This is a genomic window from Mesorhizobium sp. KACC 23794 (genome assembly GCF_052180275.1).
GTDB lineage: Bacteria > Pseudomonadota > Alphaproteobacteria > Rhizobiales > Rhizobiaceae > Kumtagia.
The window spans coordinates 921700-944874 of the sequence record NZ_CP197465.1; the positions used below are offsets into that span (position 1 = coordinate 921700).

Annotated in this window: 19 protein-coding genes; 5 read left to right on the forward strand and 14 right to left on the reverse strand. The window is 64.7% G+C overall.

What is annotated here, in order from left to right; genetic code table 11:
* Positions 1–107: 107 nt before the first annotated feature.
* The 9 genes from ACSBOB_RS04710 to ACSBOB_RS04750 form a co-directional block, all read right to left on the reverse strand.
* Entirely contained in the window at positions 108–1226 is a 1119-nt protein-coding gene (locus ACSBOB_RS04710) for a branched-chain amino acid ABC transporter substrate-binding protein (protein ID WP_442581307.1), read from the reverse strand.
* A 137-nt stretch (positions 1227–1363) separates the two neighbouring features.
* A complete protein-coding gene (locus ACSBOB_RS04715) occupies positions 1364–1711 on the reverse strand; it encodes a DUF6867 family protein (RefSeq protein ID WP_442581308.1) in 348 nt (115 codons plus the stop codon).
* A gap of 20 nt (positions 1712–1731) precedes the next feature.
* A complete protein-coding gene (locus ACSBOB_RS04720; protein WP_442581309.1) occupies positions 1732–2460 on the reverse strand; it encodes an ABC transporter ATP-binding protein in 729 nt (242 codons plus the stop codon).
* Complete coding sequence (locus ACSBOB_RS04725; RefSeq protein ID WP_442581310.1) at positions 2460–3554, reverse strand: ABC transporter ATP-binding protein; 1095 nt, start codon at positions 3552–3554, stop codon at positions 2460–2462. Before ACSBOB_RS04725 ends, ACSBOB_RS04720 begins: the two co-directional genes overlap by 1 nt.
* Positions 3554–4975: a high-affinity branched-chain amino acid ABC transporter permease LivM gene (livM, locus tag ACSBOB_RS04730; RefSeq protein ID WP_442581311.1), complete on the reverse strand. Its 1422-nt coding sequence runs from the start codon at positions 4973–4975 to the stop codon at positions 3554–3556. Before livM ends, ACSBOB_RS04725 begins: the two co-directional genes overlap by 1 nt.
* 3 nt (positions 4976–4978) lie before the next feature.
* Positions 4979–5881, reverse strand: coding sequence for a branched-chain amino acid ABC transporter permease (locus ACSBOB_RS04735; protein ID WP_442581312.1), 903 nt, complete (start codon positions 5879–5881; stop codon positions 4979–4981).
* Positions 5882–6213: 332 nt separating this feature from the next.
* Positions 6214–7215 carry a 4-hydroxyproline epimerase gene (locus ACSBOB_RS04740; protein WP_442581313.1) on the reverse strand — a complete coding sequence of 334 codons (1002 nt, stop codon included), beginning with the start codon at positions 7213–7215 and terminating at the stop codon, positions 6214–6216.
* A 12-nt stretch (positions 7216–7227) separates the two neighbouring features.
* Positions 7228–8583, reverse strand: a complete 1356-nt coding sequence (locus ACSBOB_RS04745; RefSeq protein ID WP_442581314.1) for an NAD(P)/FAD-dependent oxidoreductase — start codon at positions 8581–8583, stop codon at positions 7228–7230.
* A 60-nt stretch (positions 8584–8643) separates the two neighbouring features.
* Positions 8644–9555, reverse strand: coding sequence for a dihydrodipicolinate synthase family protein (locus tag ACSBOB_RS04750; RefSeq protein ID WP_442581315.1), 912 nt, complete (start codon positions 9553–9555; stop codon positions 8644–8646).
* Positions 9556–9670: 115 nt separating this feature from the next.
* On the opposite strand from ACSBOB_RS04750, the gene ACSBOB_RS04755 reads away from it, so the two are divergent.
* The 3 genes from ACSBOB_RS04755 to ACSBOB_RS04765 all read left to right on the forward strand — a co-directional run bounded on the left by ACSBOB_RS04755 (position 9671) and on the right by ACSBOB_RS04765 (position 16077).
* Complete coding sequence (locus ACSBOB_RS04755) at positions 9671–10315, forward strand: GntR family transcriptional regulator (protein ID WP_442583635.1); 645 nt, start codon at positions 9671–9673, stop codon at positions 10313–10315.
* Between the two features lie 135 nt (positions 10316–10450).
* A complete protein-coding gene (locus ACSBOB_RS04760) occupies positions 10451–11062 on the forward strand; it encodes a LysE family translocator (RefSeq protein ID WP_442581316.1) in 612 nt (203 codons plus the stop codon).
* A 227-nt stretch (positions 11063–11289) separates the two neighbouring features.
* Positions 11290–16077: an NAD-glutamate dehydrogenase gene (locus tag ACSBOB_RS04765; protein WP_442581317.1), complete on the forward strand. Its 4788-nt coding sequence runs from the start codon at positions 11290–11292 to the stop codon at positions 16075–16077.
* Between the two features lie 69 nt (positions 16078–16146).
* Here ACSBOB_RS04765 and ACSBOB_RS04770 read toward each other — a convergent pair whose 3' ends face one another.
* Both ACSBOB_RS04770 and ACSBOB_RS04775 read right to left on the reverse strand, forming a co-directional pair.
* Positions 16147–16329, reverse strand: coding sequence for a type II toxin-antitoxin system RelE/ParE family toxin (locus ACSBOB_RS04770; RefSeq protein ID WP_442581318.1), 183 nt, complete (start codon positions 16327–16329; stop codon positions 16147–16149).
* 79 nt (positions 16330–16408) lie between these two features.
* Complete coding sequence (locus ACSBOB_RS04775; protein WP_442581319.1) at positions 16409–16654, reverse strand: type II toxin-antitoxin system ParD family antitoxin; 246 nt, start codon at positions 16652–16654, stop codon at positions 16409–16411.
* A 161-nt stretch (positions 16655–16815) separates the two neighbouring features.
* Between ACSBOB_RS04775 and ACSBOB_RS04780 the strand changes: the two genes are divergently transcribed.
* The gene (locus ACSBOB_RS04780; protein WP_442581320.1) at positions 16816–18195 is read left to right on the forward strand and encodes an MFS transporter; all 1380 of its coding nucleotides are present in this window, start codon (positions 16816–16818) and stop codon (positions 18193–18195) included.
* Positions 18196–18241: 46 nt separating this feature from the next.
* Here ACSBOB_RS04780 and purH read toward each other — a convergent pair whose 3' ends face one another.
* Entirely contained in the window at positions 18242–19858 is a 1617-nt protein-coding gene (purH, locus tag ACSBOB_RS04785) for a bifunctional phosphoribosylaminoimidazolecarboxamide formyltransferase/IMP cyclohydrolase (protein WP_442581321.1), read from the reverse strand.
* 56 nt (positions 19859–19914) lie between these two features.
* Positions 19915–20487, reverse strand: coding sequence for a MarR family winged helix-turn-helix transcriptional regulator (locus ACSBOB_RS04790; protein ID WP_442581322.1), 573 nt, complete (start codon positions 20485–20487; stop codon positions 19915–19917).
* A gap of 64 nt (positions 20488–20551) precedes the next feature.
* On the opposite strand from ACSBOB_RS04790, the gene ACSBOB_RS04795 reads away from it, so the two are divergent.
* Complete coding sequence (locus tag ACSBOB_RS04795) at positions 20552–21352, forward strand: SDR family NAD(P)-dependent oxidoreductase (protein ID WP_442581323.1); 801 nt, start codon at positions 20552–20554, stop codon at positions 21350–21352.
* A gap of 58 nt (positions 21353–21410) precedes the next feature.
* On the opposite strand, the gene ACSBOB_RS04800 is transcribed toward ACSBOB_RS04795, so the two are convergent.
* Positions 21411–23117, reverse strand: coding sequence for a heparinase II/III family protein (locus ACSBOB_RS04800; protein WP_442581324.1), 1707 nt, complete (start codon positions 23115–23117; stop codon positions 21411–21413).
* Positions 23118–23175 lie beyond the last annotated feature (58 nt).

Sequence of the window (23175 nt, forward strand, 5' to 3'; positions counted from 1 at the left end):
CCATCACCTCCAGATAGTCCTCGACATAGCGCCGCCAAGCAAGAGATATAAATAAAATGCCCGGCGCGCGAGCGCCGGGCATCTGCAGTCGACTATGACGGAAAGGCTTACATCTGCGGCTTGTAGGTGTATTTGCCGTCGTCGCCCTTGACCCATTCATACATGACGTAGCCGGGCAGCTTGGGGTCGCCCTTCTCGTCGAAGGACATCTCGCCCAGCACGGTCTTGAACGTTCCGGCATGAGCGGCCTTGGCCACTTCGACCGGATCGGTCGACTTGGCGGCGGCGGCGGCCTCGGCGATCACCTGCACGGCGGCATAGGAGTAGAGCGTATAGGCCTCCGGGTTGAAGCCGGCAGCCTTGAACTTCTCGACGATTTCCTTGTTCGCCGGGTTCAGCGTCGGATCCGGGCCGAAGGTGTTCAGCGTGCCGGCAACGGCGTCGCCGGCGATCGAGGCCAGTTCGTTGGAGACGATGCCGTCACCCGAAACCAGCGTCGCCTTGAGGCCCTGGTCGGCCGCCTGGCGGATGATCAGGCCGGCCTCGGTGTGCAGGCCGCCCCAGTAGATGATCGAGACGCCGGCTTCCTTCATCTTGCCGATGAGTGCCGAGAAATCCTTGTCGCCGATGTTGACGCCTTCATACATGACTTCCGTCACGCCGGCGGCATTCATCGCCTTCTTGGTCTCGTCGGCGAGGCCCTGGCCGTAGGGGGTCTTGTCATGGACGACGGCGATCTTGGCGTCCTTGAACTTCGACGCAAGATAGGCGCCGGCAACGGAGCCCTGCTGGTCATCGCGGCCGCAGGTGCGGAACACGGTGGGCACGCCCATCTCGGTGACCTTCGGGTTCGTCGCCGCCGGGGTGATGACGAATATGCCGTTCTCGCCATAGACCTGCTCGATGGCGGGAATGGTCACGCCGGAGTTGAAGTGGCCGACGATGAACTTCACGCCGTCGGAGAAGAACTTGTTGGCGACGGAGATACCCTGCTTCGGGTCGGAGGCGTCGTCACCGACGACGATCTTGACCTGCTCGCCATTGATGCCGCCGGCTGCATTGATGTCGGCAGCGGCTTGCTCGGCGCCCTTCTGGAGCTGCGCTCCGAAGGCGGCGTTCGGTCCCGTGATCGGGCCACCGACGCCGATGACAATATCCGCCCATGCGCTGCCGCCGAACGCCATCAGGGCGGTCAGTGCAACAGCGGACAGAAGTGACTTCTTCATTTAAACGCTCCCATTTACAAAGTGGGTGAGGTTGATGCCTTCGTGCGATGCCCACTCTTCTCGCAGAAAGGCCAGTTTGCCGATTTTCAGGCACTTGTCACGCCGTTTCGTCCCGATTCCGGCGCGGATGGTCAACGTCAGCCCTTTGCCTTCCAGCCCAGCGCCGAGGTTTTTTCGTAAAGCCAGTGGTATTGGGATACCATCTGGTTGGTGCGGGTGAAGCGATAGCCGATGATGCCGATGACCAGCAGGACGATGGTGTCGACGATGTAGTACTGGGCCGTGAACATCGTGCCGTCGAACAGGGCATGGTGGATGAAGCGCACCGCTATGCCGAGCAGCATCAGGTAGACGACGAGGGCCGCCATCGGCCGCCATGTCTGCGCGCAGGCGCGGCCGGTCATCCAGGCCGCCCAGCCGCCGAGAAGGCAGGTGACGAAGAAGAACTGCCAGATCGAGGGTTCTTCGTAGAGAATTCCGTGCATCGCCTAGAGCCTCCAAAGTCTCAATGACGGCCGCCTTCGAGATAGGCGGCGCGCACCTCGGGATCGGCAAGAAGTTCCTTGCCCGTGCCGCTCATAGTGACGTTGCCATTGACCATGACATAGCCGCGCGTCGCCAGCTTCAGGGCGCCGAAAGCGTTCTGCTCGACGAGGAAGACCGTCAGGCCCTGCGACCGGTTCAGTTCGCGGATCGCGTCGAAAATCTGCTTGACGATCAGTGGCGCCAGGCCGAGCGACGGTTCGTCCAGCAACAGGAGCTTGGGGCGCGCCATCAGCGCCCGGCCGATCGACAGCATCTGCTGCTCGCCGCCCGAAAGCGTGCCGCCGCGCTGGGCGATGCGCTCCTTGAGACGCGGAAACAGCTGGAACACCTTCTCGACGTCCTCGTCGAAATATTTCAGCTTATCGAGGCTCGCCCCCATCTGGAGGTTTTCCATCACCGTCATGCGCGGGAAGATGCGCCGCCCTTCGGGCGACTGGGCGATCCGCAGCCGGGCGATCTCGTGCGTCGGCATGCTGGTTATGTCGGTCCCGGCAAAGGTGATCTTGCCGGCGCGAGCCCGCGGGCTGCCGAAGATCGTCATCATCAGCGTCGACTTGCCGGCGCCGTTGGCACCGATCAGGGCAACGATCTCACCCTCGTTGACCGACACGTCGACGCCGTTGAGGGCACGGATGTTGCCGTAGTAGGTCTCGACACCCCTTATGTCGAGCAAGGGCTGCGCGACCATTATTTCTTACCCCCACGCTTCGCCCCGGTCGGTTTTGGCTGCCCGGCTTCGGCGGCGGCCTTGGCGCGCGCCTCCCGCTCGTCCACCTGCCTTGCCTTCGAGGCGCCGGGCGAAACCGTGATGCGCTCGCCCTGCTCGTCGCTGTGGCCGATCGTGTCGGACACCGAACCCGCCATCATCGAGGATGAATCGCCCGGGCCGTGCGCGCGGTCCGGTTCGGCGTCGAGCTGCTCGATGACCTGTTCGTCGCCGACTTCCGCCAGCACGTCGGTGACCTCCTCGTCGTCGACGCCGAGATAGGCGGCGATGACGCGCGGATCGTTCTTGACGGAACTCGGATCGCCGTCAGAGATCTTGCGTCCGTATTCCAGCACGACGACATGATCGGAAATCTGCATGACCACCGACATGTCGTGCTCGATGAGCAGGATCGAGGTGCCGGTGTTGTCCTTGATGTCGTTCAGCAGCGTGTTCAGGGCCAGCGATTCACGCGGATTGAGCCCGGCGGCCGGCTCATCCAGGCAGAGCAGCTCGGGGCCGGTGCACATGGCGCGGGCGATCTCAAGCCGCCGCTGCGCGCCGTAGGGCAGGTCGCCCGCCGGGTCGTCGGCCCGGTCGACGAGATCCGCCTTCTCCAGCCAGTGCCTGGCAAGCTCGACGGATTCCGCGGCCGCCTTGCGATAGCTGCCGATGCCGAGCAGCCCCATGATCGTATAACCCGACGCCTTCATCAGCTTGTTGTGCTGGGCGACGAGCAGGTTCTCCAGCAGCGTCATGCCGGAGAACAGGCGTATGTTCTGGAATGTGCGCGCCACCTTGGCATGCGCCGGGATCTCATGGTTCGGCAGGCGCTCGAGCAGGAAGGCGGTGCCGTCGCGGCGCGTCAGCGTGATCATGCCTTCGGTCGGCTTGTAGAAGCCGGTGATGCAGTTGAACACGGTGGTCTTGCCGGCGCCGTTGGGGCCGATCAGCGCGGTGATCTCGCCGCGCCTCGCCTCGAAACTCAAGTCGCCGATGGCCACCAGCCCGCCGAACTTCATCGACAGGTGTTCGACTTTCAGGATGGGATTGGTCATGTCGGTCGCCGCATTCATCAGCCGTGGCCCTCCTTGGTGAAGGAGGCCGAGACCGTCTTTCTCTCATTCAGGAACGCCGTCGGCTCCCGGCTGCCGACGAAGCCGCGTGGCTTCCAAAGCATGACGATGACCATGGCCATGCCGAACAGCAGCATGCGGTAGAGTTCCGGCGTGAAGTCGGGACCGAAGCCCGGTATGATGGTGGTATCCCCCCAGGTCAGTCCGGTCTTGAGGAACTGCAACTCGCGCAGGATCTCGGTGCCGCCGATCATTGCCAGCGCCGCGCAGGCAATGCCGACCAGCGAGCCCATGCCGCCGAGGACGACGATGGCGAGGATGATCGCCGATTCGATGAAGACGAAAGATTCGGGGCTGACGAAGCCCTGGCGCGCCGCGAAGAAGGATCCGGCGAAACCGGCGAACATCGCGCCTGTGGCAAAGGCGGTCAGCTTGGTGGTTGTCGTGTTGATGCCGAGCGAGCGGCAGGCGATCTCGTCCTCGCGCAGCGCTTCCCATGCGCGGCCGACCGGCATGCGGCGCAGGCGCATCGTCACATAGGCCGTCAGCAGGCAGAGCAGCAGGATGAGATAGTAGAGGAAGATCTTGTAGTAGACGCTCGAGTTCGGGATATCGAAGACCTTGCCGATGTAGTTGGGGTCGGCGATGTTGAAGGTGAACCAGCCGAAGAAATCGACCTTGGGAATGCCGGAAATGCCGGCCGAGCCGTTGGTCACCTCGCGCCAGTTGATCAGAACGAGGCGGATGATCTCGCCGAAGGCGAGCGTGACGATGGCGAGGTAGTCGCCGCGCAGGCGCAGCACCGGAAAGCCGAGGATGACGCCCCAGAACGCCGCCATGATGCCGGCGGCGGGCAGGAGTATCCAGAAGGACAGGCCGTAATGCGAGCCGAGCAGCGCGTAGGCATAGGCGCCGACGGCGTAGAAGGCGACGTAGCCGAGGTCGAGCAGGCCGGCGAGGCCGACGACGATGTTCAGGCCCCAGGCCAGCATGACGTAGATGAGGATCTGGATGCCGAAATTGTCGATCCATTTCAGCGAGCCCTGCAGGCCGCTAGTCCCGATGGCGATCGCGGGGAACAGGATCAGAAGGATTACCGCTAGAATCGAAAAATGCCGGCGGACGAAGCTGGGCTCGGTGACCACCGGCGGCGCGGCCGCCTTCGCTGCCTTGCGCCGGTCGAGTTCCGGCAGGACGAAGGCGATGTAGACGAACCGAACCGCCATCACCATGGCGACTATGATGGCCAGCAGTCCCCATCGTTGCACCAGGATCAGCTCGTTGCTGATGTTCTGGTCCGTCTTCAGCCCGATGAACAGGACGAAGAGCCCGAAGGAAATGATGCCGGCATAGACCGCTTCGCGGATGCCGCGCTCTATGGAATTGCCGACGGCGGCGCCCGTGTGGGATAGAACCGCCATGGCTCAGACCTTCTCGACTTCAGGCCGGCCAAGGATGCCGGAGGGCAGGAAGATCAGGACGATGGCGAGGATGGAGAAGGCCGCGACGTCCTTGTAGTCGATCGAGAAATAGGCCGACCACATGCTCTCGATGAAGCCGATCATCAGCCCGCCCAGCACCGCGCCCGGCAGCGAGCCGATGCCGCCCAGCACCGCCGCGGTAAAGGCCTTCACGCCCGGCACGAAGCCGTCCGAGAAAGCGACGACGCCGTAATACATCAGGAACAGCGTGCCGGCGACGGCGGCGAGCGACGCGCCCATGATGAAGGTGATGGAGATCGTCTTGTCGACGTCGACGCCGAGGAGCGCGGCCATCTTGCGGTCCTGCTCGCAGGCGCGCTGGGCGCGCCCCAGCGAGGTGCGGTTGACCAGATACCAGAACAACGCCAGCAGCAGCACCGTGACGATGACGATGATGATCTGCTTCAGCGACACCGAGATGCCCTCGATGTTGTAGACCTGGCTGACCATCGGGGGGATCGGCTTGTTACGCGGGCCCTGCGTGACCTGCACGAAGTTCGACAGCACGATCGACATGCCGATGGCGGTGATCAGCGGGGCCAGCCGGAAGGAGCCGCGCAGCGGACGGTAGGCGACTTTCTCGATCGTCCAGTTGTAGAGGCTGGTGAGCAGCATGGCCACGATCATCATGATCAGCAGCGCCACCACGACCGGCACCGAGACAAAGAAGGCGACGAGGATGAGGTAGACGATCAGGGCGGTGAAGGCCCCGACCATGAAGATGTCGCCATGGGCGAAGTTGATCATGCCGATGATGCCGTAGACCATCGTGTAGCCGATCGCGATCAGCCCATAGATGGACCCCAGCGTCAGCCCGTTCACAAGCTGCTGGATAAAATATTCCATAAGTCTGCGGCTCCCCTGGAACGTCGTCCGGCCGGACGCATCCCTTTTCTTTGTACCCCTAGTCCTACGTCTTCGAGATCGGATTGCAATGCCATTCTTGCATCGCCCTGATCGAATTCAGACCCCCCAACGCGCCTGCCCGATTTTTGTGTCGGCTAACTGGACCAGCGCGGACCGTATCATTGGCATAACGCAATGTCCTTGATGAATCGGCTGATTTCAACACCCTCCACGAAAGAATACAGCGTATGTGCTCCAATCTTTCGTGAATTATTGCAGGAAAACGGGTTGTGCCTCAACCGCCAATCTTGTTTGGGATGGTTTCCCAAACGTCACTTCACCACGAATCCATGCGCGAACGGGTCGCGATCGTCGATGCTGATGGTGTTCAGGCCGGTCTGCCTGGCCCAGCCGCCGATCGATGGAATGATCGCCGGCTTGCCGGCGACATCGACCTCGTTCTCGACGCGGCCATGGAACAGCGAGCCGATGATCGATTCATGCACGAAGTCCTCGCCGACCTTGAGTTTGCCCTTGGCGTGCAGCTGCGCCATGCGCGCCGAGGTGCCGGTGCCGCAGGGCGAGCGGTCGATAGCCTTGTCGCCGTAGAACACGGCGTTGCGGGCATGCGATTCGGGCCTTGTCGGCGCGCCGGTCCACAGCATGTGGGAGAGCCGGTCGATGCCGGGATTTTCCGGATGCACGAAGGCGTATTTTTCATTCAGCCGCTGGCGAACCACCGGGCTCCAGGCGATCAGTTCGCCGGCTGAATAATCGGCCATGTCGCGAAAATTCTTCTGCGGCTCGACGATGGCGTAGAAATTGCCGCCATAGGCGACGTCGACGACGATCTCGCCGAGAACGGGGCATTCGACGGTCAGGCCTTCCGCGAAAAGGAAGGACGGCACGTTGGTGATGCGCACTTCCTCCACATACTGGCCCTCCTGCCGGTACTCGGCGATGACCAGCCCGGCCGGTGTGTCCAGCCTGAGCACGCCGGGCGTCTTCGGCCGGATCAGCCCGTGCTCGATCGCCATGGTGACGGTGCCGATTGTGCCGTGGCCGCACATCGGCAGGCAGCCGGAGGTCTCGATGAACAGGATGGCGATGTCGCAATCCGGGCGGGTCGGGGGATAGAGGATGGAGCCCGACATCATGTCGTGGCCGCGCGGCTCGAACATCAGCCCGGTGCGGATCCAGTCGTATTCGGCGAGGAAATGGGCGCGGCGCTCCATCATGGTCGAGCCGTCGAGCAGCGGGCCGCCGCCGGCGACAAGGCGGACGGGATTGCCGCAGGTATGGCCGTCTATGCAGAAGAAGGAATGTCGCGCCATGGCGCCGGTGCCTCAGAAGCGTTGTGCGGAGAAAGGTTTCAGGTCGATGGCCGGAGTCTGGCCCATAACCAGATCGCGGATCAAGCGGCCGGTGGCGGCGGCCTGTGTCAGGCCGAGATGGCCGTGACCGAAGGCGTAAAAAATGTCCGGTGATGACTTGGCCCTGTCGATGACGGGAAGCGAGTCGGGCAGGGAGGGGCGAAAACCCATCCATTCGCTGCCGCCGTCGGCTTTCAGGCCGGGCAGGAACTGCTTCGCTTTTTCCAGCATGGCTTTCGAGCGGGCGTAGTTCGGCGGCGTCTTCAGGCCGGCAAGTTCGACGGCGCCGCCTATGCGGACGCCGGTGCTCAACGGCGAGACGACGAAGCCATGGCCGACGAAGGTGAGTTGACGCTTCAGGTCGAAGGCGCCGGGCGGCAGCGTCGTGTTGTAGCCACGCTCGGTTTCGAGGGGGAACAGTTCCAGGCGGGCAGCCGTGATGACGTTCGACCATGCACCGGCGGCGACGACCACCTGACTTGGGAAACGCTGATGGGCTCCTTTCAGCCAGACAAGTGGTCTGCCGTTCCGAAGCTGTATAGCCGTCACTGTATCTTGCTCGAAGCGCGCGCCTTTCCGCTCCGCATAGGCCCAGATCGCCTTGCCGAAAAGTTTTGGGTCGGCCACCTGCTTCCAGGTGGGCTGGAAGGTGCCGTGGGTGAAGCGCGGCGACAGCCCGGGCTGGAGCTCGGCAAGCCGCGCGCCGGTGACATGCTCGAAGGGGATGCCGAGTTTTTCGCGGGCCGCCCAGCCCGGCATTGAGGCGCGGAATTCCCCCTCGCCCTCGTAAAGGTCGATCGCGCCATTGTGGCTGATCATGCTGGAGGCGCCGGCACGCTCGGCCAGGCCGGCCCATTCGCTTTCCGCCAGCCGCATGAGGCTTGCCTGCGCGTTCAGGCTCGCTTCGAAGTGGCGCGGGTTGCCGGCTTTGAAGAAACGCCAGAGCCAGGGTGTGAGCTGTGTCAAATAGCTCGGAGGGATGGAGAGCGGTCCGAGTGGATCCATCAGCCAGCGCGGCAGCTTTTTCAGCATGCCCTTGTGCGCAAGCGGCAGGGGGTCGGAGAAGGCGAGCGCGGCGGCATTGCCGGAACTGGTTTCCTCGCAGATGCCGGTGCGGTCGATGACTGTGACGTTCCGTCCCGCCTCTGCCAGAAACGCGGCGGCGCAGATGCCGATTATGCCTGCGCCGACGATGATGATGTCTTCTCCTTCTGCCCGTTCACGGGGGTCCGAAGGACGGGACGAGACGCGTGGCTCGTCCCCGGCCGGTTCCCGAAGAGCGGATGAGGGGCGGTGCCCCTCATTGGCCGGTTCGGAACTTTCTGTCACGCTGGTGCCGCTCCTCATCTGGCTGCCGCCATCTTCTCACCGTAAACGGGGAGAAGAGAGCTACGCCGCCTTCGCCAAAGTCAGCTTCGAGATGTCCGGCCTGATCGCCAGCGCATCCTTGACGATCTTCCCCACCGCCGCACGGCGCTCGCCTGACAGCGGCTGGCGCGGCATGCGCACGCGATCGTTGGTGCCGATGGCGAATACTTCGGCGAGCTTGATGTTCTGGACGAGGTAGCTCGACACGTCGAGGTCGAGCAATGGGCGGAACCAGCGATAGATTTCGAGCGCTTCGTCGCGGCGGCCCTGCTTCATCAACTGGTAGATGGCGACCGTCTCGTTCGGGAAAGCGGTGACCAGCCCGGCGACCCAGCCGATGCAGCCGACCGACAGCGCCTCGAAGGCAAGATTGTCGACGCCGGTGAACAGGTCGAAGCGGTCGCCGAAGCGGTTGATGATGTCGGTCGAGCGGCGGATGTCGTCCGACGATTCCTTGATGGCGACGAAGAGCGGATCGGAGGCGAGCTCCTCCATCACGTCGACGGTGACGTCGACGCGGTAGGCGATGCGGTTGGAATAGATCATCACCGGGAGGCCGCCGGCCGACGCGACGGCCTTGAGCGTGGCGACGGTTTCTTCCGGGTTGGTGTGGTAGATCGGGCTCGGCACCACCATCAGCCCGTCGGCGCCGGCAGCGGCCGCGCGCCTGGCGATTGCCGCGCCGTCGCGGGTTGACGCCTCGTTGACGGTGAGCAGGACCGGCCTGCCAGCGGCGACTTTCTGCGCGGTCTTCAGCACGTCGATCTTCTCGTCATGCGACAGCATCGGACCCTCGCCGAGCGAGCCGGCGACGATGATGCCGTCGCATCCGGCCTCGATCTGGAGGGCGAAACAGCGCTCCATTTCCTTGAAATCCAACTTATCGTCCTGCGTGAACTTGGTCGTCACGGCTGGGAAGACACCGCTCCACATGATTGCTCTCCTTCAGATATATTACTGATATATCTTATCGGCGGCGGGAGTGTCAATGGTGATTCCAGTGTGATATATCAACAAAATATCAACGCTGGAGTTTTGCTTGGACCGCTTGGATATCAGTGCCGAATCAGCCAGCAGCCGCGCCTACCGGGCGCTCGAGAGGGCGATCGTCACGCTCGATCTGGCCCCGGGAAGCGTCACCACCGAGGGCGCGCTGACCGACCGGCTGGGCTTCGGCCGCACGCCGCTGCGCGAGGCGATCCAGAGGCTAGCCTGGGAGGGCCTGCTCGAAATCCGGCCGCGCGCCGGCCTGGCCATCGCGCCCCTTCACGCCGGCGATTGGCTGCGGGTGCTGGACGCCCGCACCGGCATCGAGATCGTGCTGGCGCGCTCCGCCGCCCGCTTCGCCACGCCCGACGCCGGGGAGCGTTTCCAGGACGCCGCGCAGGCCATGCACCGCGCCGTGCTGGCGTCCGATGTGGTCGCCTTCCTGGAGGCCGACAAGGCGCTGGACGAGGCGATGGCGCTCGCCGCCGACAATCCCTTCGCCGCGCGGCTCGCCGCGCCGCTGCAGACGCATTCGCGCCGGTTCTGGTTCCGCTACCAGCGCGAGACCGGACTGGCGGAATCGGCCGGCCGCCATGTCGAGCTGATCCAGAAGATTCTCGACCGCGACGAGGCCGGCGCCGCGGCGGAGGCCGAGCGGCTGATGGTGCTTTTGCGCGGACACGCCGAGGCGGCGGTGAGGCGCTGACGAGTGGCGTTTAGCGTTGCGTTTCGGGTCCGGTGAGCCGGCAGCCCAGTTGCGCCAACCATTGCCAAAAGCTGCGCACTGGCCAAACGGCCCGAGCTGTCCGATGATGCGGGCTCCTGACGGAGTAGCCTCGAAATGGAACTCTCTTCCCTGCTGATCTTTGCCGGCGCCCTGCTGGTTGCCGCAGGCTCACCCGGCCCCAGCATTGCGGCGCTGGTGGCGCGCGTCATCTCCAAGGGCTTTCGTGACGTGTTCCCGTTCCTGCTCGCCATGTGGATCGGCGAGGCGATCTGGCTGACGCTGGCGGTGTTCGGGCTGGCCTTCGTCGCGCAGACTTTCCATCTCGCCTTCGTCGTCGTGAAATGGCTGGGCGTCGCCTACCTGATCTATCTCGCCTGGAAGATGTGGACGGCTCCGGTGAAGACCGACGGCGGCGAGCTGCCGAAGGAGGATGCGCCGCAAAAACTGTTCTTCGCCGGCATGGCCGTCACGCTCGGCAACCCGAAGATCATGATGTTCTATCTGGCGCTGCTGCCGACCATCATCGACCTCGCCTCGGTCACGCTGCTCGGCTGGGCGGAACTGACGGTCACCATGGCGCTGGTGCTGGTGGCGATCGACCTTGCCTGGGTGATTGCCGCGTCGCAGGCACGCCGTTTGCTGAAGAGTGCAAGGGCGATGCGCATCGCCAACCGCATCAGCGCCACCACCATGGCAGGCGCGGCGGCGGCGATCGCCGCGCGGTAGAAGCCGCCGGCAGACGACACGCGGGTTTGCTTCGCCGGGAGACGCCAGGACTGCACGCGAACTTTGCAAGACGGCTAAATTTTCGCCCAATCCCGTACTCAGCTTGGCCATCCGTCACGCGCCGGTCATGGCGTTCGCGCATTTTTTGGGCAGTTCGACGCGCGGTGGGTCGAAAATCGCCGCCCATCTGATACGGTGCGGCAAAACAACAAGATGGGAGCGCCATTGTGACGGACACAAAATCCAGAGCCGGCGAGAAAAGCAGCAGGCAGGCGCCGGCCTCGCATGAAAAGGCGGCGCGCATCGGGGGCCTTGCCGACAACCTGCTCGCGCGGGCGCCGGCCGAGGATACCGCCGCCTACGATCCTGCGATGCTGGCGCGCGCTGCCGAACTCGCCGGCAAGGCGGTTGCCAGCCACCACAAGGGCGAAAGCATCGTCGCCATCGAGCGCGATGGCGGCGTGCTGCGCGACGGCCTGCCGGTGACCGTCATCACGGTCGTCAACGACAACATGCCGTTCCTGTTCGACTCGGTCCTCGGCGAGATAACGGAAGCGGCTGGGGAGCCGACGCTTGTCACCCATCCGGTGCTTGTCGTGCGCCACGGCGAAGGCGGCGTCGAGGAAATCCTCGGCGACGGTTCGGTGCGCGATGTCGCGGCCGACCGGCTCAGCGTCATCCATGTCCACGTCAAGCCGCTGCCGGCGGATGATGCGGCCAAGCTCAAGGAGCGGCTGGACAAGGTGCTGGTTCAGGTCCGCGCGGCAACCGTCGACTGGAAGCCGATGCTGGCGCGTCTCGACCGCGCCATCAGCGAATTCCGCTATTCGCCGATCCCGCTGGAGAAGGCGGCGTTGACCGAGGCGATCGCCTTCCTCGAATGGCTGCGCGACGACAATTTTACGTTCCTCGGCATGCGCGAGTTCAACTATCAGGGCGGCGAGAAGACTGGCACGCTGGAGCGTTCCGACAAGCGCGGCCTCGGCATCCTGGCCGACCCAGACGTGCGCGTGCTGCGGCGGGACAACACCGAGGACGGGCAGACGACGCCCGAGATCCGCGCCTTCCTGCACGGGCCCGAACCGCTGATCGTCACCAAGGCCAACGCCAAGTCGGTCGTCCACCGCCGCGCCTATCTCGACTATATCGGCGTGAAGACCTATTCGCCGGAGGGCGAGCTTGCGGGCGAGTTGCGCATCGTCGGCCTGTTCACCTCCACCGCCTACACGCGCTCGGTGATGAAGATCCCCTATCTGCGTTCCAAGGCCGAAACCATCATCCAGAAATCCGGCTTCGATCCCGGCGATCATTCGGGCAAGGCGCTCATCAACGTGCTGGAATCCTATCCGCGCGACGAGCTTTTCCAGATACCGAACGACATCCTCCAGGCACACGCCGAAGCGATCCTCGGCCTGGTGGAACGCCCGCGCATCCGCGCGCTGGTGCGCGTCGACCAGTTCGACCGTTTCGTCTCCGTCCTCGTCTTCGTGCCGCGCGACCGCTACGATTCCATCGTCCGTGAGAAGATCGGGCAATATCTGAAGGCCGTCTTCGACGGGCGGCTCTCCGCCTACTACCCGGCCTTCCCCGAAGGCGGGCTGGCGCGGGTGCATTTCATCATCGGCCGCTCCGGCGGCAAGACGCCCGACGTCGAGCCGCAGGCGATCGAGGCGGCGATCCGCGACATCGTTCGAACGTGGGAGGACGCGCTGCGCGACGAGGCGGCGGCGTCCGGGCTGGACGAGAAACTGGCGGCGGTCGCTGGAAAATTCCCCGAAAGCTACCGCGGCAGCTTCAGCGCCGCCGAGGCGCTGGCCGATGCACGGCGCGTCTCAAACCTGTCGGCGGAAAAGCCGATCGCCATCGATTATTACCGCCATGCCGGCCAGTCCGAGAGGCATGCGGCGCTGAAAATCCATCATTTCGGCGAGCCTGTGTCGTTGTCGCGGCGCGTTCCGATGCTGGAAAACATGGGTTTTCGCGTTATCAGCGAACGCACTTTCGAGATCGACCGGGCCGATGGCGAGCGTGTCTTCATCCACGACATGGACCTGAAGAACGCTTTTGGCGCGCCGATCGACCTTTCGGATGGCGGAGCGCTGCTGGAGGACGTGCTACTTTCCGTATGGCACGGCCGCGCCGACAATGACGGTTACAACGCGCTCGCCCAGACCGCCCGCCTGTGGTCGAAGGAGATCGTCATCCTGCGCGCCTACGGCCGCTACCTGCAGCAGGCCGGCATCCCGCAGAGCCAGGACGTCATCGCCAATGTGCTGAACCGCTATCCGGAGATCGCGCGCGGCCTGTTCCAGCTGTTCGTCGCCATGTTCGACCCCGCCGGCAAGGACGGCGAGGTGACGGCGAAACATCTAAAGGCCAAGATCAAGGACGCGCTGGAGGAGGTGCCGAACCTCGACGACGACACCATCATCCGCCGCTATCTCAACCTTGTCGAAGCCTCGCTGCGCACCAACCATTTTGCCCCGGCGACCGACAAGCCGCGCTCGCTGGCTATCAAGCTGGATTCGCGGTCGCTGGTCGGCCTGCCCGAGCCACGGCCGTGGCGCGAGATTTTTGTCTACGGTCCCGAAGTGGAAGGCGTGCACCTGCGCTTCGGCCCGGTGGCGCGCGGCGGCCTGCGCTGGTCGGACCGTGCCCAGGACTACCGTACCGAGGTACTTGGTCTCGTCAAGGCGCAGCAGGTGAAGAACGCCGTCATCGTGCCGGTCGGAGCCAAGGGCGGCTTCTATCCGAAACGCCTGCCGCCGGCGTCCAACCGTGACCTGTGGTTCGAGGCCGGCCGGCAGGCCTACATCAACTTCGTCTCCAGTCTGCTTTCGGTCACCGACAATATCGACGCCAAGGGCATCGTGCCGCCGCAAGGCGTGACGCGCCGCGACGCCGACGATCCGTATTTTGTCGTCGCCGCCGACAAGGGCACGGCGACTTTTTCCGACACCGCCAACGCCATCAGCCAGGCCCATGATTTCTGGCTGGACGACGCCTTCGCCTCGGGCGGCTCGGCCGGCTACGACCACAAGAAGATGGGCATCACCGCCAAGGGCGCCTGGGAGGCGGTGAAGCGGCATTTCCGCGAGATGAACCGCGACATCCAGAAGGAGCCGTTCACCGTCGTCGGTGTCGGCGACATGTCCGGCGACGTGTTCGGCAACGGCATGCTCCTGTCACCGGAAATCCGGCTGATTGCCGCCTTCGACCACCGCGACATTTTTATCGACCCCGCGCCCGATGCGGCGTCGTCGCTTACCGAGCGTCAGCGCCTGTTCGACTTGCCGCGTTCGAGTTGGCAGGACTACGACAAGACAAAACTTTCCGCAGGCGGCGCGATCATCTCGCGCGCCCAGAAATCGGTGACACTGTCGGAGGCGGCGGCCACTGCGATCGGGCTGGCAAAGACCACGGCCTCACCGGCCGAGATCATGAAGGCCATCCTCCAGGCGCCGGCCGATCTCCTGTGGTTCGGCGGTATCGGCACGTATGTCAGGGGCACGGGCGAGACCAATCAGGAGGTCGGCGACCGCGCCAACGACGCCATCCGCGTCACCGCCTCGGAAGTCCGCACAAAAGTCATCGGCGAAGGCGCCAATCTCGGCGTCACCCAGCGCGCCCGCATCGAGTTCGGCCTGAACGGCGGCGCCTGCAATTCCGACGCCATCGACAATTCCGCCGGCGTCAACTGCTCGGACGTCGAGGTCAACATCAAGATCGCGCTGGCCTCGGCCATGCGCAAGGGCGCCCTGACGCGCCCCGCCCGCGACAAACTGCTGGCCGAAATGACGCCGGAAGTTGGCGAACTGGTGCTTTCCAACAACTACCAGCAGACGCTGGCGCTCTCCTTGCAGAGGAAGCGCGGGCTGGCCGACCTGCCGCATCAGGCGCGTTTCATATCCGGACTGGAATCGCGCGGCCTGCTCGACCGGGCGGTGGAAACGTTGCCGTCAGATGCCGCTCTCGCCGAGCGGCAGGCGCGCGGTGAGCCGCTGACGCGGGCCGAACTCGGCGTGCTGCTCGCCTATGCGAAAATCGTGCTGTTCTCCGACCTCGTGGCCAGCGACGTGCCGGACGATCCGCATTTCGAACGCGACCTGCTCGGTTATTTCCCCGATAGGATGGCGAAGAAATACGAGGGGGACATCAACGAGCACCGGCTGCGCCGCGAGATCGTGTCGCGCGTGCTCGCCAACGATCTCGTCAACCGTGGCGGGCCGTCTTTCCTGAGCCGTCTGCAGGACGCGACCGGCCGCAGCGCCGCCGACGTGGCGAAAGCCTTCGTCGTGGTGCGCGACGGGTTTGCGCTGCCGGCACTTTATGCCGAGATCGATGCGCTCGACGCAAAGATCGACGGCCAGTTCCAGCTCGACCTCTATCAGGGGCTGGGACGGCTGCTGTTCGTCGAGACCGGCTGGATGCTGAAGAACGACCATTCAGGCGAGCCGGTCGGCGCTCGCATCGCCGAGCTGCGCGAGGCGCGCAAGGTGCTGGAGCCGAAGCTTGCGGCCCTGTTGCCTACCTATCCCCGGGCGAAACTCGAGGAACGGCGGCTGGCTTTCATCGCCGCCGGCGCGCCGGAGGCGCTGGCGGAAAAACTCGCCAACGCCGACGCGGTCCAGATGGTGCCGGACGTGGCGCTGGTGGCGCGAGATGCCGGCGCCGGCATCGTCGACGCGGCAAAAGCCTTCTTCGCGGTCAGCGAGGCTTTTCGCATCGGCCGGATCGAGGACGCCGCCCGCGCCATATCGCCTTCCGACTATTATGAGGGGCTGGCGCTGACACGTGCGCTGGACACGATCGGCGCGGCCGGCCGCGGTATTGCCGCCGCAGCGCTGACGGCGCACGGTAAGGAGAGCGAGCCGGTGGCGCGCTGGCTGGAGGCCGGCGGCGAGCGGGTGCAGCGGACGCGCGAGCGGCTGCAGGCACTGACGGAGGGCGGCGACATCACCGTGTCGCGGCTCAGCGTCGCCGCCGGGCTGATGCACGATCTGACGGCGTTGTGAGATTTGTCACAGGGGAGACCGGTCCACCGGTCTCCTTACTGCCTACAAGTGGCGGCTGACATCCATCTTCTAGTGCAGGATGCGAATAACGTCGATTCCGTCATCCGCTTCCCGGTAGAATACGAAATGTGATCCGATCGGGTATTTGACATAGCCTTCACGTACATCCACGGGCCGCCCGATCCGCCTTCCCGCCGCCAGATCGTCGACTGCGGCCATGATGTCGCCGTGATAGCGATCCGCCTGCTGCAACGACTACGTCTTGAAAGTGTATAGCCAGATATCCTCAAGGTCCGCCTCTGCCAGCGGCGACAGCCGATAGATGCCCCGACTACCGGGCATGTTTCGCGTGCATCCGCTTCAGGAATGCATCGCTGTCGAAAGGCCGAGGGGTCCCGGCCTCTTCCCCGGCAATCAGCGCATCCCGCAGGGCTTTCACCTTCGCTTCGTGTTCTTCAAGCAGACGCAAACCGGCCCGCACGACATCGCTGGCGGAGCCATAGCGTCCGGTCTGAACTTGCGTGTCGATGAAGTCGGCGAAATGGTCGCCAAGCGAAATCGATGTGTTGCGGGCCATTGATTCAGCCTCCATCCTGCCTTTACCAAGATATGCTATTTGTTGGTATCGGACAACCGTCCGTATCCGCTAAGGTTTAGCCCTACAAATCCGTTGGCGGACCGTATAAGCATGGCGTCTCAACGTCGCGCCATTCAGTGACCGAATCAGACGGGGCCTTCATGACCGCAACCACCGCCGGCGCCGTTCCGCGGCGCGGCATCTGGGGCTGGATGCTGTTCGACTGGGCGGCGCAACCGTTTTTCACGCTGGTCACAACTTTTATCTTCGGACCGTATTTCATCTCGCGCATGGCGAGCGATCCCACCGCCGGCCAGGCGGCATGGGGTTACGGCATCGCCGCCGCTGGCCTCGTCATCGCCATCCTGTCGCCGGTTCTCGGCTCCATCGCCGACCAGACCGGCCGCAAGAAACCGTGGATCGGCTTCTTCGCCATCATCCAGATCGTATCCCTGTCGATGCTCTGGTTCGCTGTGCCCGGATCGAGCCTGTTCATCGCCTTGATCTTCTTCAGCCTCGCGACCGTGGCGGCGGAGTTCTCCATCGTCTTCAATGATTCCATGATGCCGCGGCTTATACCGCAGGCGCAGATCGGCAGTGTTTCCAACGTGGCCTGGGGCCTCGGATATCTCGGCGGCATGATCGCCTTGATCTTCGTGATCACGATGCTTGCGGCTATGCCTGAGACAGGCAAGACGCTCTTCGGCCTCGATCCGCTGTTCGGTCTCGATCCGGCGAAAGGCGAGGACGCCCGCATTACCGGACCGTTTTCCGCAGTCTGGTATCTGGTCTTCATCCTGCCGATGATGTTGTTCACGCCGGATGCGGCCAAGGGCATGGCCCTCGGCCCCGCCGTGCGCACCGGCCTTGCCGAATTGCGCGAAACGTTGAAAGAGGCGCGCCAGCGGATCGGCATCGCACGCTTCCTGGTTTCGCGCATGATCTACCAAGATGGCGTCAACGCTCTAATCGGGCTGGGTGGCGGCTTCGCCGCCGGAATGTTCAAATGGTCGGTGCCGGAACTCGGCGTCTACGGCATCGTGCTCAACGTCATCGCCATTTTCGGATGTTTTGCCGCCGCGAAACTGGACACCCTGTTCGGGTCGAAATGGGTGGTGGTGCTGTCGCTCATCCTTCTTCTTGTGGCCACGGTCGGCATCGTGTCCACCGGTCCGGGCTTTACGCTGTTCGGGCTTCTCCCCCTCGGTACGGCCGACAGCGGCGGCATGTTCGGCACGGCCGCCGAGAAAGCCTACATTGTCTATGGCCTCTTTATTGGCGTCGCCTTCGGCCCCGTGCAGGCTTCTTCCCGTTCCTATATGGCGCGCAGCGTGTCGGCGGAGGAAGCGGGGCGCTATTTCGGGATTTATGCCCTTGCCGGGCGCGCCACGAGCTTCCTGGCACCCTTCCTCGTCGCCACGGTCACCACGCTCGCCGGCTCGCCGCGGCTCGGCATGGCGATGATCCTGTTGTTCCTGGCCGGCGGCCTTCTGATCCTTATCCGCACGCCCTATCCGGCGGACCGGCCGGTCAGGCCGTAGCGGCTGACATTCTCGCCTGGCGTGAAAGCTTTTGCGGTCGTGGGGATCAATGCCGGAAATGCCGGACGCCGGTGAACACCATGGCGATGCCGTGGGCGTCGGCGGCGGCGATCACGTCGTCGTCGCGCATCGAGCCGCCCGGCTGGATGACCGCCGTCGCGCCGGCCTCGACGGCGGCCATCAGCCCGTCGGCGAAGGGGAAGAAGGCGTCGGAGGCGACGACCGAACCCTTGGTCAGCGGCTCCACAAGGCCGGCGGCCTCGGCCGCATCCAGCGCCTTGCGGGCGGCAATGCGCGAGGAATCGACGCGGCTCATCTGTCCGGCGCCGATGCCGACCGTTGCGCCGTCCCTGGCGTAGACGATGGCGTTGGATTTCACGTGTTTCGCTATGCGGAAGGCGAAACGCAGATCGGCGAGCTCGGCCTCGTTCGGGGCGCGTTTGGTCACCACCTTCAGGTCCAGGGCATCGACCACGGCGTTGTCGCGCGACTGGACCAGCAAGCCGCCTGACACGGACTTGACGGTGACGCCCGCCGTGGCTGGGTCGGGCAGGCCGCCGGCCACCAGCAGGCGAAGGTTCTTCTTCGCCGCGATGATCGCCTGCGCTTCCTCGCTGGCTTCCGGCGCGATGATCACCTCGGTGAAGGTTTTCACGATCTCTTCCGCCGCCTCGGCGTCGAGCAGCCGGTTGACCGCGACAATGCCGCCGAATGCCGAGACCGGGTCGCAGGCCAGCGCCTTGGCGTAGGCCTCGCGCAGCGTGCCACCGATGCCGACGCCGCATGGATTGGCGTGCTTGATGATGGCGACTGCTGCGGAACGCGCCGGGTCGAATTCGCCGACCAGTTCGAAGGCGGCGTCGGTATCGTTGATGTTGTTGTAGGAAAGCTGCTTGCCCTGTAGCTGCCTTGCCGTGGCGACACCCGGCCTGCTGTCGCCGGTGATGTAGAAACCCGCCGACTGGTGTGGGTTCTCGCCGTAGCGCATGACCGTTTCCAGTTTTCCGCCAAAGGCGCGCCAGGCGGGGTGCTCGACCTCGAGGGTCTGCGCAAACCATTGCGAGATGGCGGCGTCATAAGCGGCAGTCCGGGCAAAGGCCTTGGCCGCCAGCTTCTTGCGGAACTCCAGCGTCAGGCTGCCGGTGTTGAGGTCCAGCGCGTTGAGGACGGACGCATAGTCCTCCTGCTCGGTGACGACAGCCACATAGGCATGGTTCTTGGCCGAGGCTCGCACCATCGCCGGCCCGCCGATGTCGACGTTTTCCACGACCGAGGCATAGTCGGCGCCGGAGCAGCGCACCTCCTCGAACGGGTAGAGATTGACCACGACCAGGTCGATCGGCTCGATGCGGTTCCGCCGCATCGCCTCGGCGTGCTCGGGATCGTCGCGCACGCCGAGCAGCGCGCCATGCACCGCCGGGTGCAGTGTCTTCACCCGCCCGTCCATGATTTCCGGGAAGCCGGTCAGGTCCGACACGTCACGTACCGCCAGCCCGGCGGCGGCGATCGCCTTGGCCGTTCCGCCCGTCGAGACCAACTCGATGCCGAGGCTGGTCAGCGCCCGCGCGAATTCGATCAGGCCGGTCTTGTCCGACACCGAAAGCAGCGCGCGGCGGATCATGACGAGGTCGGGCGCGGGGATGTTTTTCGAGGCAACGGCCATGGGAGGGTCTTTCGCTACGGGGCGTTGGGTGCGACCTAACACGGGCTGGCGGGAAATCAAGAAGGCTTGCCGGTCTCGCGCGCCTTGTCGGTGTAGGCATCCAGAAACTCCGGCGACGCGATCCTGTCGGACAAGGTCCTGAGCATTCTGGCCGCCTCGCTGCCCAGGATCGCCTCGAACCGGCGGTTGGCCTCGCTCCATCGTTCGTACATCTCCTGCAGCCGAAGCGTGCCGGAAGCGGTCAGCACCGCGTGCTTGGAGCGGCGGTCGCGGGTGTCCGGGCGGACTTCGACCAGGCCGTCCCGGACAAGCGGCCGCAACGCATGGGTGAGGGCGGAAATCTGGATCGCCAGGCGGCCGGCAAGGACCTGCAAGGTCGGCCCCAGGCCATCGGCGGCGGTCAGCGTCTCGATCTGCGACAGAAGCAGGGCCTGCGGCGAGGTCAGTCCCACCGGCGCCAGGGCATCGTCGTAGAGCTGGCCGAGCCGCCGCGCCGCACGGCGCAGCGAGGTGTGCGTGCAGGCAAGCCCGGCATGCATCTCGTCGGAGCCGATGCCGTCGTCCGGCGCTTCGCCGGACGGTGCCGATTCAGAGCGTTTTCCCATGCGTCGAAAATAGTTGAGCGCCATAGCATTGACAACGCCGTATCGTTTTTCCTATTGCTTGAGTACTCAACTTATTTAAAGAAGAATCATGTCCGACATTTTTCCGAAACCCGTCGCCGTCGTCACCGGCGCATCCTCCGGCATCGGCGCCGTCTATGCCGAACGGCTTGCGTCGCGCGGCTTCGACCTCGTTCTCGTCGCCCGGCGTGCCGACCGCCTGAAGGCGCTTGCGGCCAGGCTGTCGCGCGACTTCGGCGCCAAGGTCGACATCCTTCCGGCGGACCTGACCAGCGATGACGATATCGGCCGGATCGAAGAGGTCCTGGCAACGAACCCGCTGGTGTCCCTGCTGGTGAACAATGCCGGAAACGGCAAGATCGGCGCGACGGTGGACATGTCCTCCGAGGATGCAGCAGCGACGATCGCGCTCAACGTCACCGCGCTGACACGGCTGACGAAGGCGGTTCTGCCGGCGCTGCTTTCGCGCAACGCGGGCGCCATCATCAATGTCGCGTCGGTCCTGGCTGTGCACGCCTTGCCGATGGCTTCGCTCTACAGCGGCACAAAAGCCTTCGTGCTCAACTTCAGCCGTGGGCTTCAGCAGGAACTTGCGGGGACAGGCGTCAGGGTGCAGGTCGTGCTTCCGGCGGGAACGGCCACCGAATTCTACGACCATTCCGGCGTGTCGCTCTCGGCGTTCGACCCGGCCATCATCATGAGCGCGGAAGACCTGGTCGACGCCGCCCTTGCTGGGTTCGACAAGGGCGAGACCGTTACGATGCCGTCGGTGCACAACCTCGCCCTGTGGGAGGCCTATGATGCGGCCCGGACAAATCTGTTCGCATCGACGCAGACCGGCACGCCGGCGTCCCGCTATCGATCTGCCTGAAGCTCGGATGCGTTCCAGTTGGTGGCGCTGATGGAATCACCGCGCCACCCGGGATCGGTCACACCTGCGGCATCGCCAGATCGCGGCGTTTCTTCTGGAACTGCCACTGCGCCTCGGGCACCTCGGAAGCGCTGAACGCCAGCACGATCTGGCGGCTGCGGCGCGGGCCGCCGAGTGCTGCGAAGAAGATCGATTCCTCGACGCGCGGCGTCACGTTGCAGGAAAAGAACCAGCGGTCGGCCTGCGGCGGCGCAAGCACCAGCCGCCCCTTGCTGTCCCGGAAGAGTTCCACGTCTGGGTGCAGGTGGAAACGGACGACCACCGAATCCTCCGCATGCGACGATCCACCCTGCGGGATGAACCGGTCGACGCCCGCAAGGCTGTCGCCTTCGGCGGACAATGTCAGCCGGCGTTCGTGGAAAATGCCGAAACGCCTGACATAGCCATCATGGCCGGCGACGAACCCTTGCGCGCCCGGCTGGTCGAGCCGGTCGCAGCGCACCTCGTGCGGTCCATCGACCAGCGGCGAGCCGATGATGCCGCTGATGCGTTCCGGATGATTGAAGCGCGCAAGCGACGTGTCGTTGAGCGAGGCGGTCGAGTGGGCGGCGGTGGCGCGGCCGAGCGGCCGGAATTCTTCCGCGCCATAGGTGTCGACCCCGGCATTGACGATGAACAGGTTCCTGCCGGACGACAATTCGAAGGACAGGCAGCCGGCATGGGCGGCCTCCGAAACTTCCAGGGGCGGCGGCATGCCGGTGTCGGCGACGACGACGGTCCCGCCCATGGCAAGCCGCTCGTAGCCGGAATGCGGCGCGTGCAGCAGCGGCGCGCCGGCGGTGTCGTCATGGCGCAGGATGGCCGCCACGCGCTCGTGGATGGTGACGCCCATGCCGTTGAAATGCGCCAGGCTGCCGTCGGCGTGTCGGAAGAAACGCAAGGCCGGCAGCATGCGCTCGACCGCGCCGAACAGCGCCTGCGGCGGCGACTCCGCCTGGTTGGCATAGGTCTGGCGCAGCGGCAGCAGGTCGGCCAGCAGTTCCATGATCGCCATCGGATTGCGCGAGATGTGGCCGCCATCGGGGAGGATCTGGCGCTCCAGTTCGTCCGCCAGGTTGCGCGTCGCATTGCGCAGCGCCGAGGCCGGCGCCGGCAGGGACAGCGCGGCATAGGCCAGCGCGATGCGGGCGCGCAGCTTTCCCTCGCCCTCCGGCATTTCCCGCACCACCGAGCGCAGATAGCGGATCTGCATCGCCAGCGATTTGAGGAACGAGCGATAGAAGGCGAACTCCGCGCCTTGCAGCACGACCGAGGAATGCTGCAGCCATGCGATCAGCCGCTTGGCCGTCGTCGCCGGCTCCCATGCGACGCCTGCGATGTGCGAGCCATGCGCCGCGATCCAGTCGGCGACCAGCGCGCGCGCATTGGCCGCTGCAAGCTCGGTGCCTGCGGCCCGCATATGGCGCAGCCAGCGAAAGCCGTGCAGCGACTTCAGCCAGCCGCGGTCGGTTACATCCAGCAGGAACGGCGACTGCCCGCCGGCCTCGACCATGTGGCCGCTGAGCGGAAACCGGCCGTGATAGATCTCCACCGCGATCTGCGGGTCGGCAAGGCGCAGATCGGGCGGGGCGATGAGGACGCGCTCGGGCGTCCGGCCGCTGTAGCGCCAACGGTAGAGCGGGCCGGTGCGCAGGCGACGGCGAGCCCTTCGCCAATATTCCCTGGCGACCAGCGTCCAAAGACGCCTTGTGCTGGCAGCCGCCAAAAAATCATTCCCCCTGCGAGATCCGCGAATTCGCGCCTTGTAGATGATTCAGCCAATG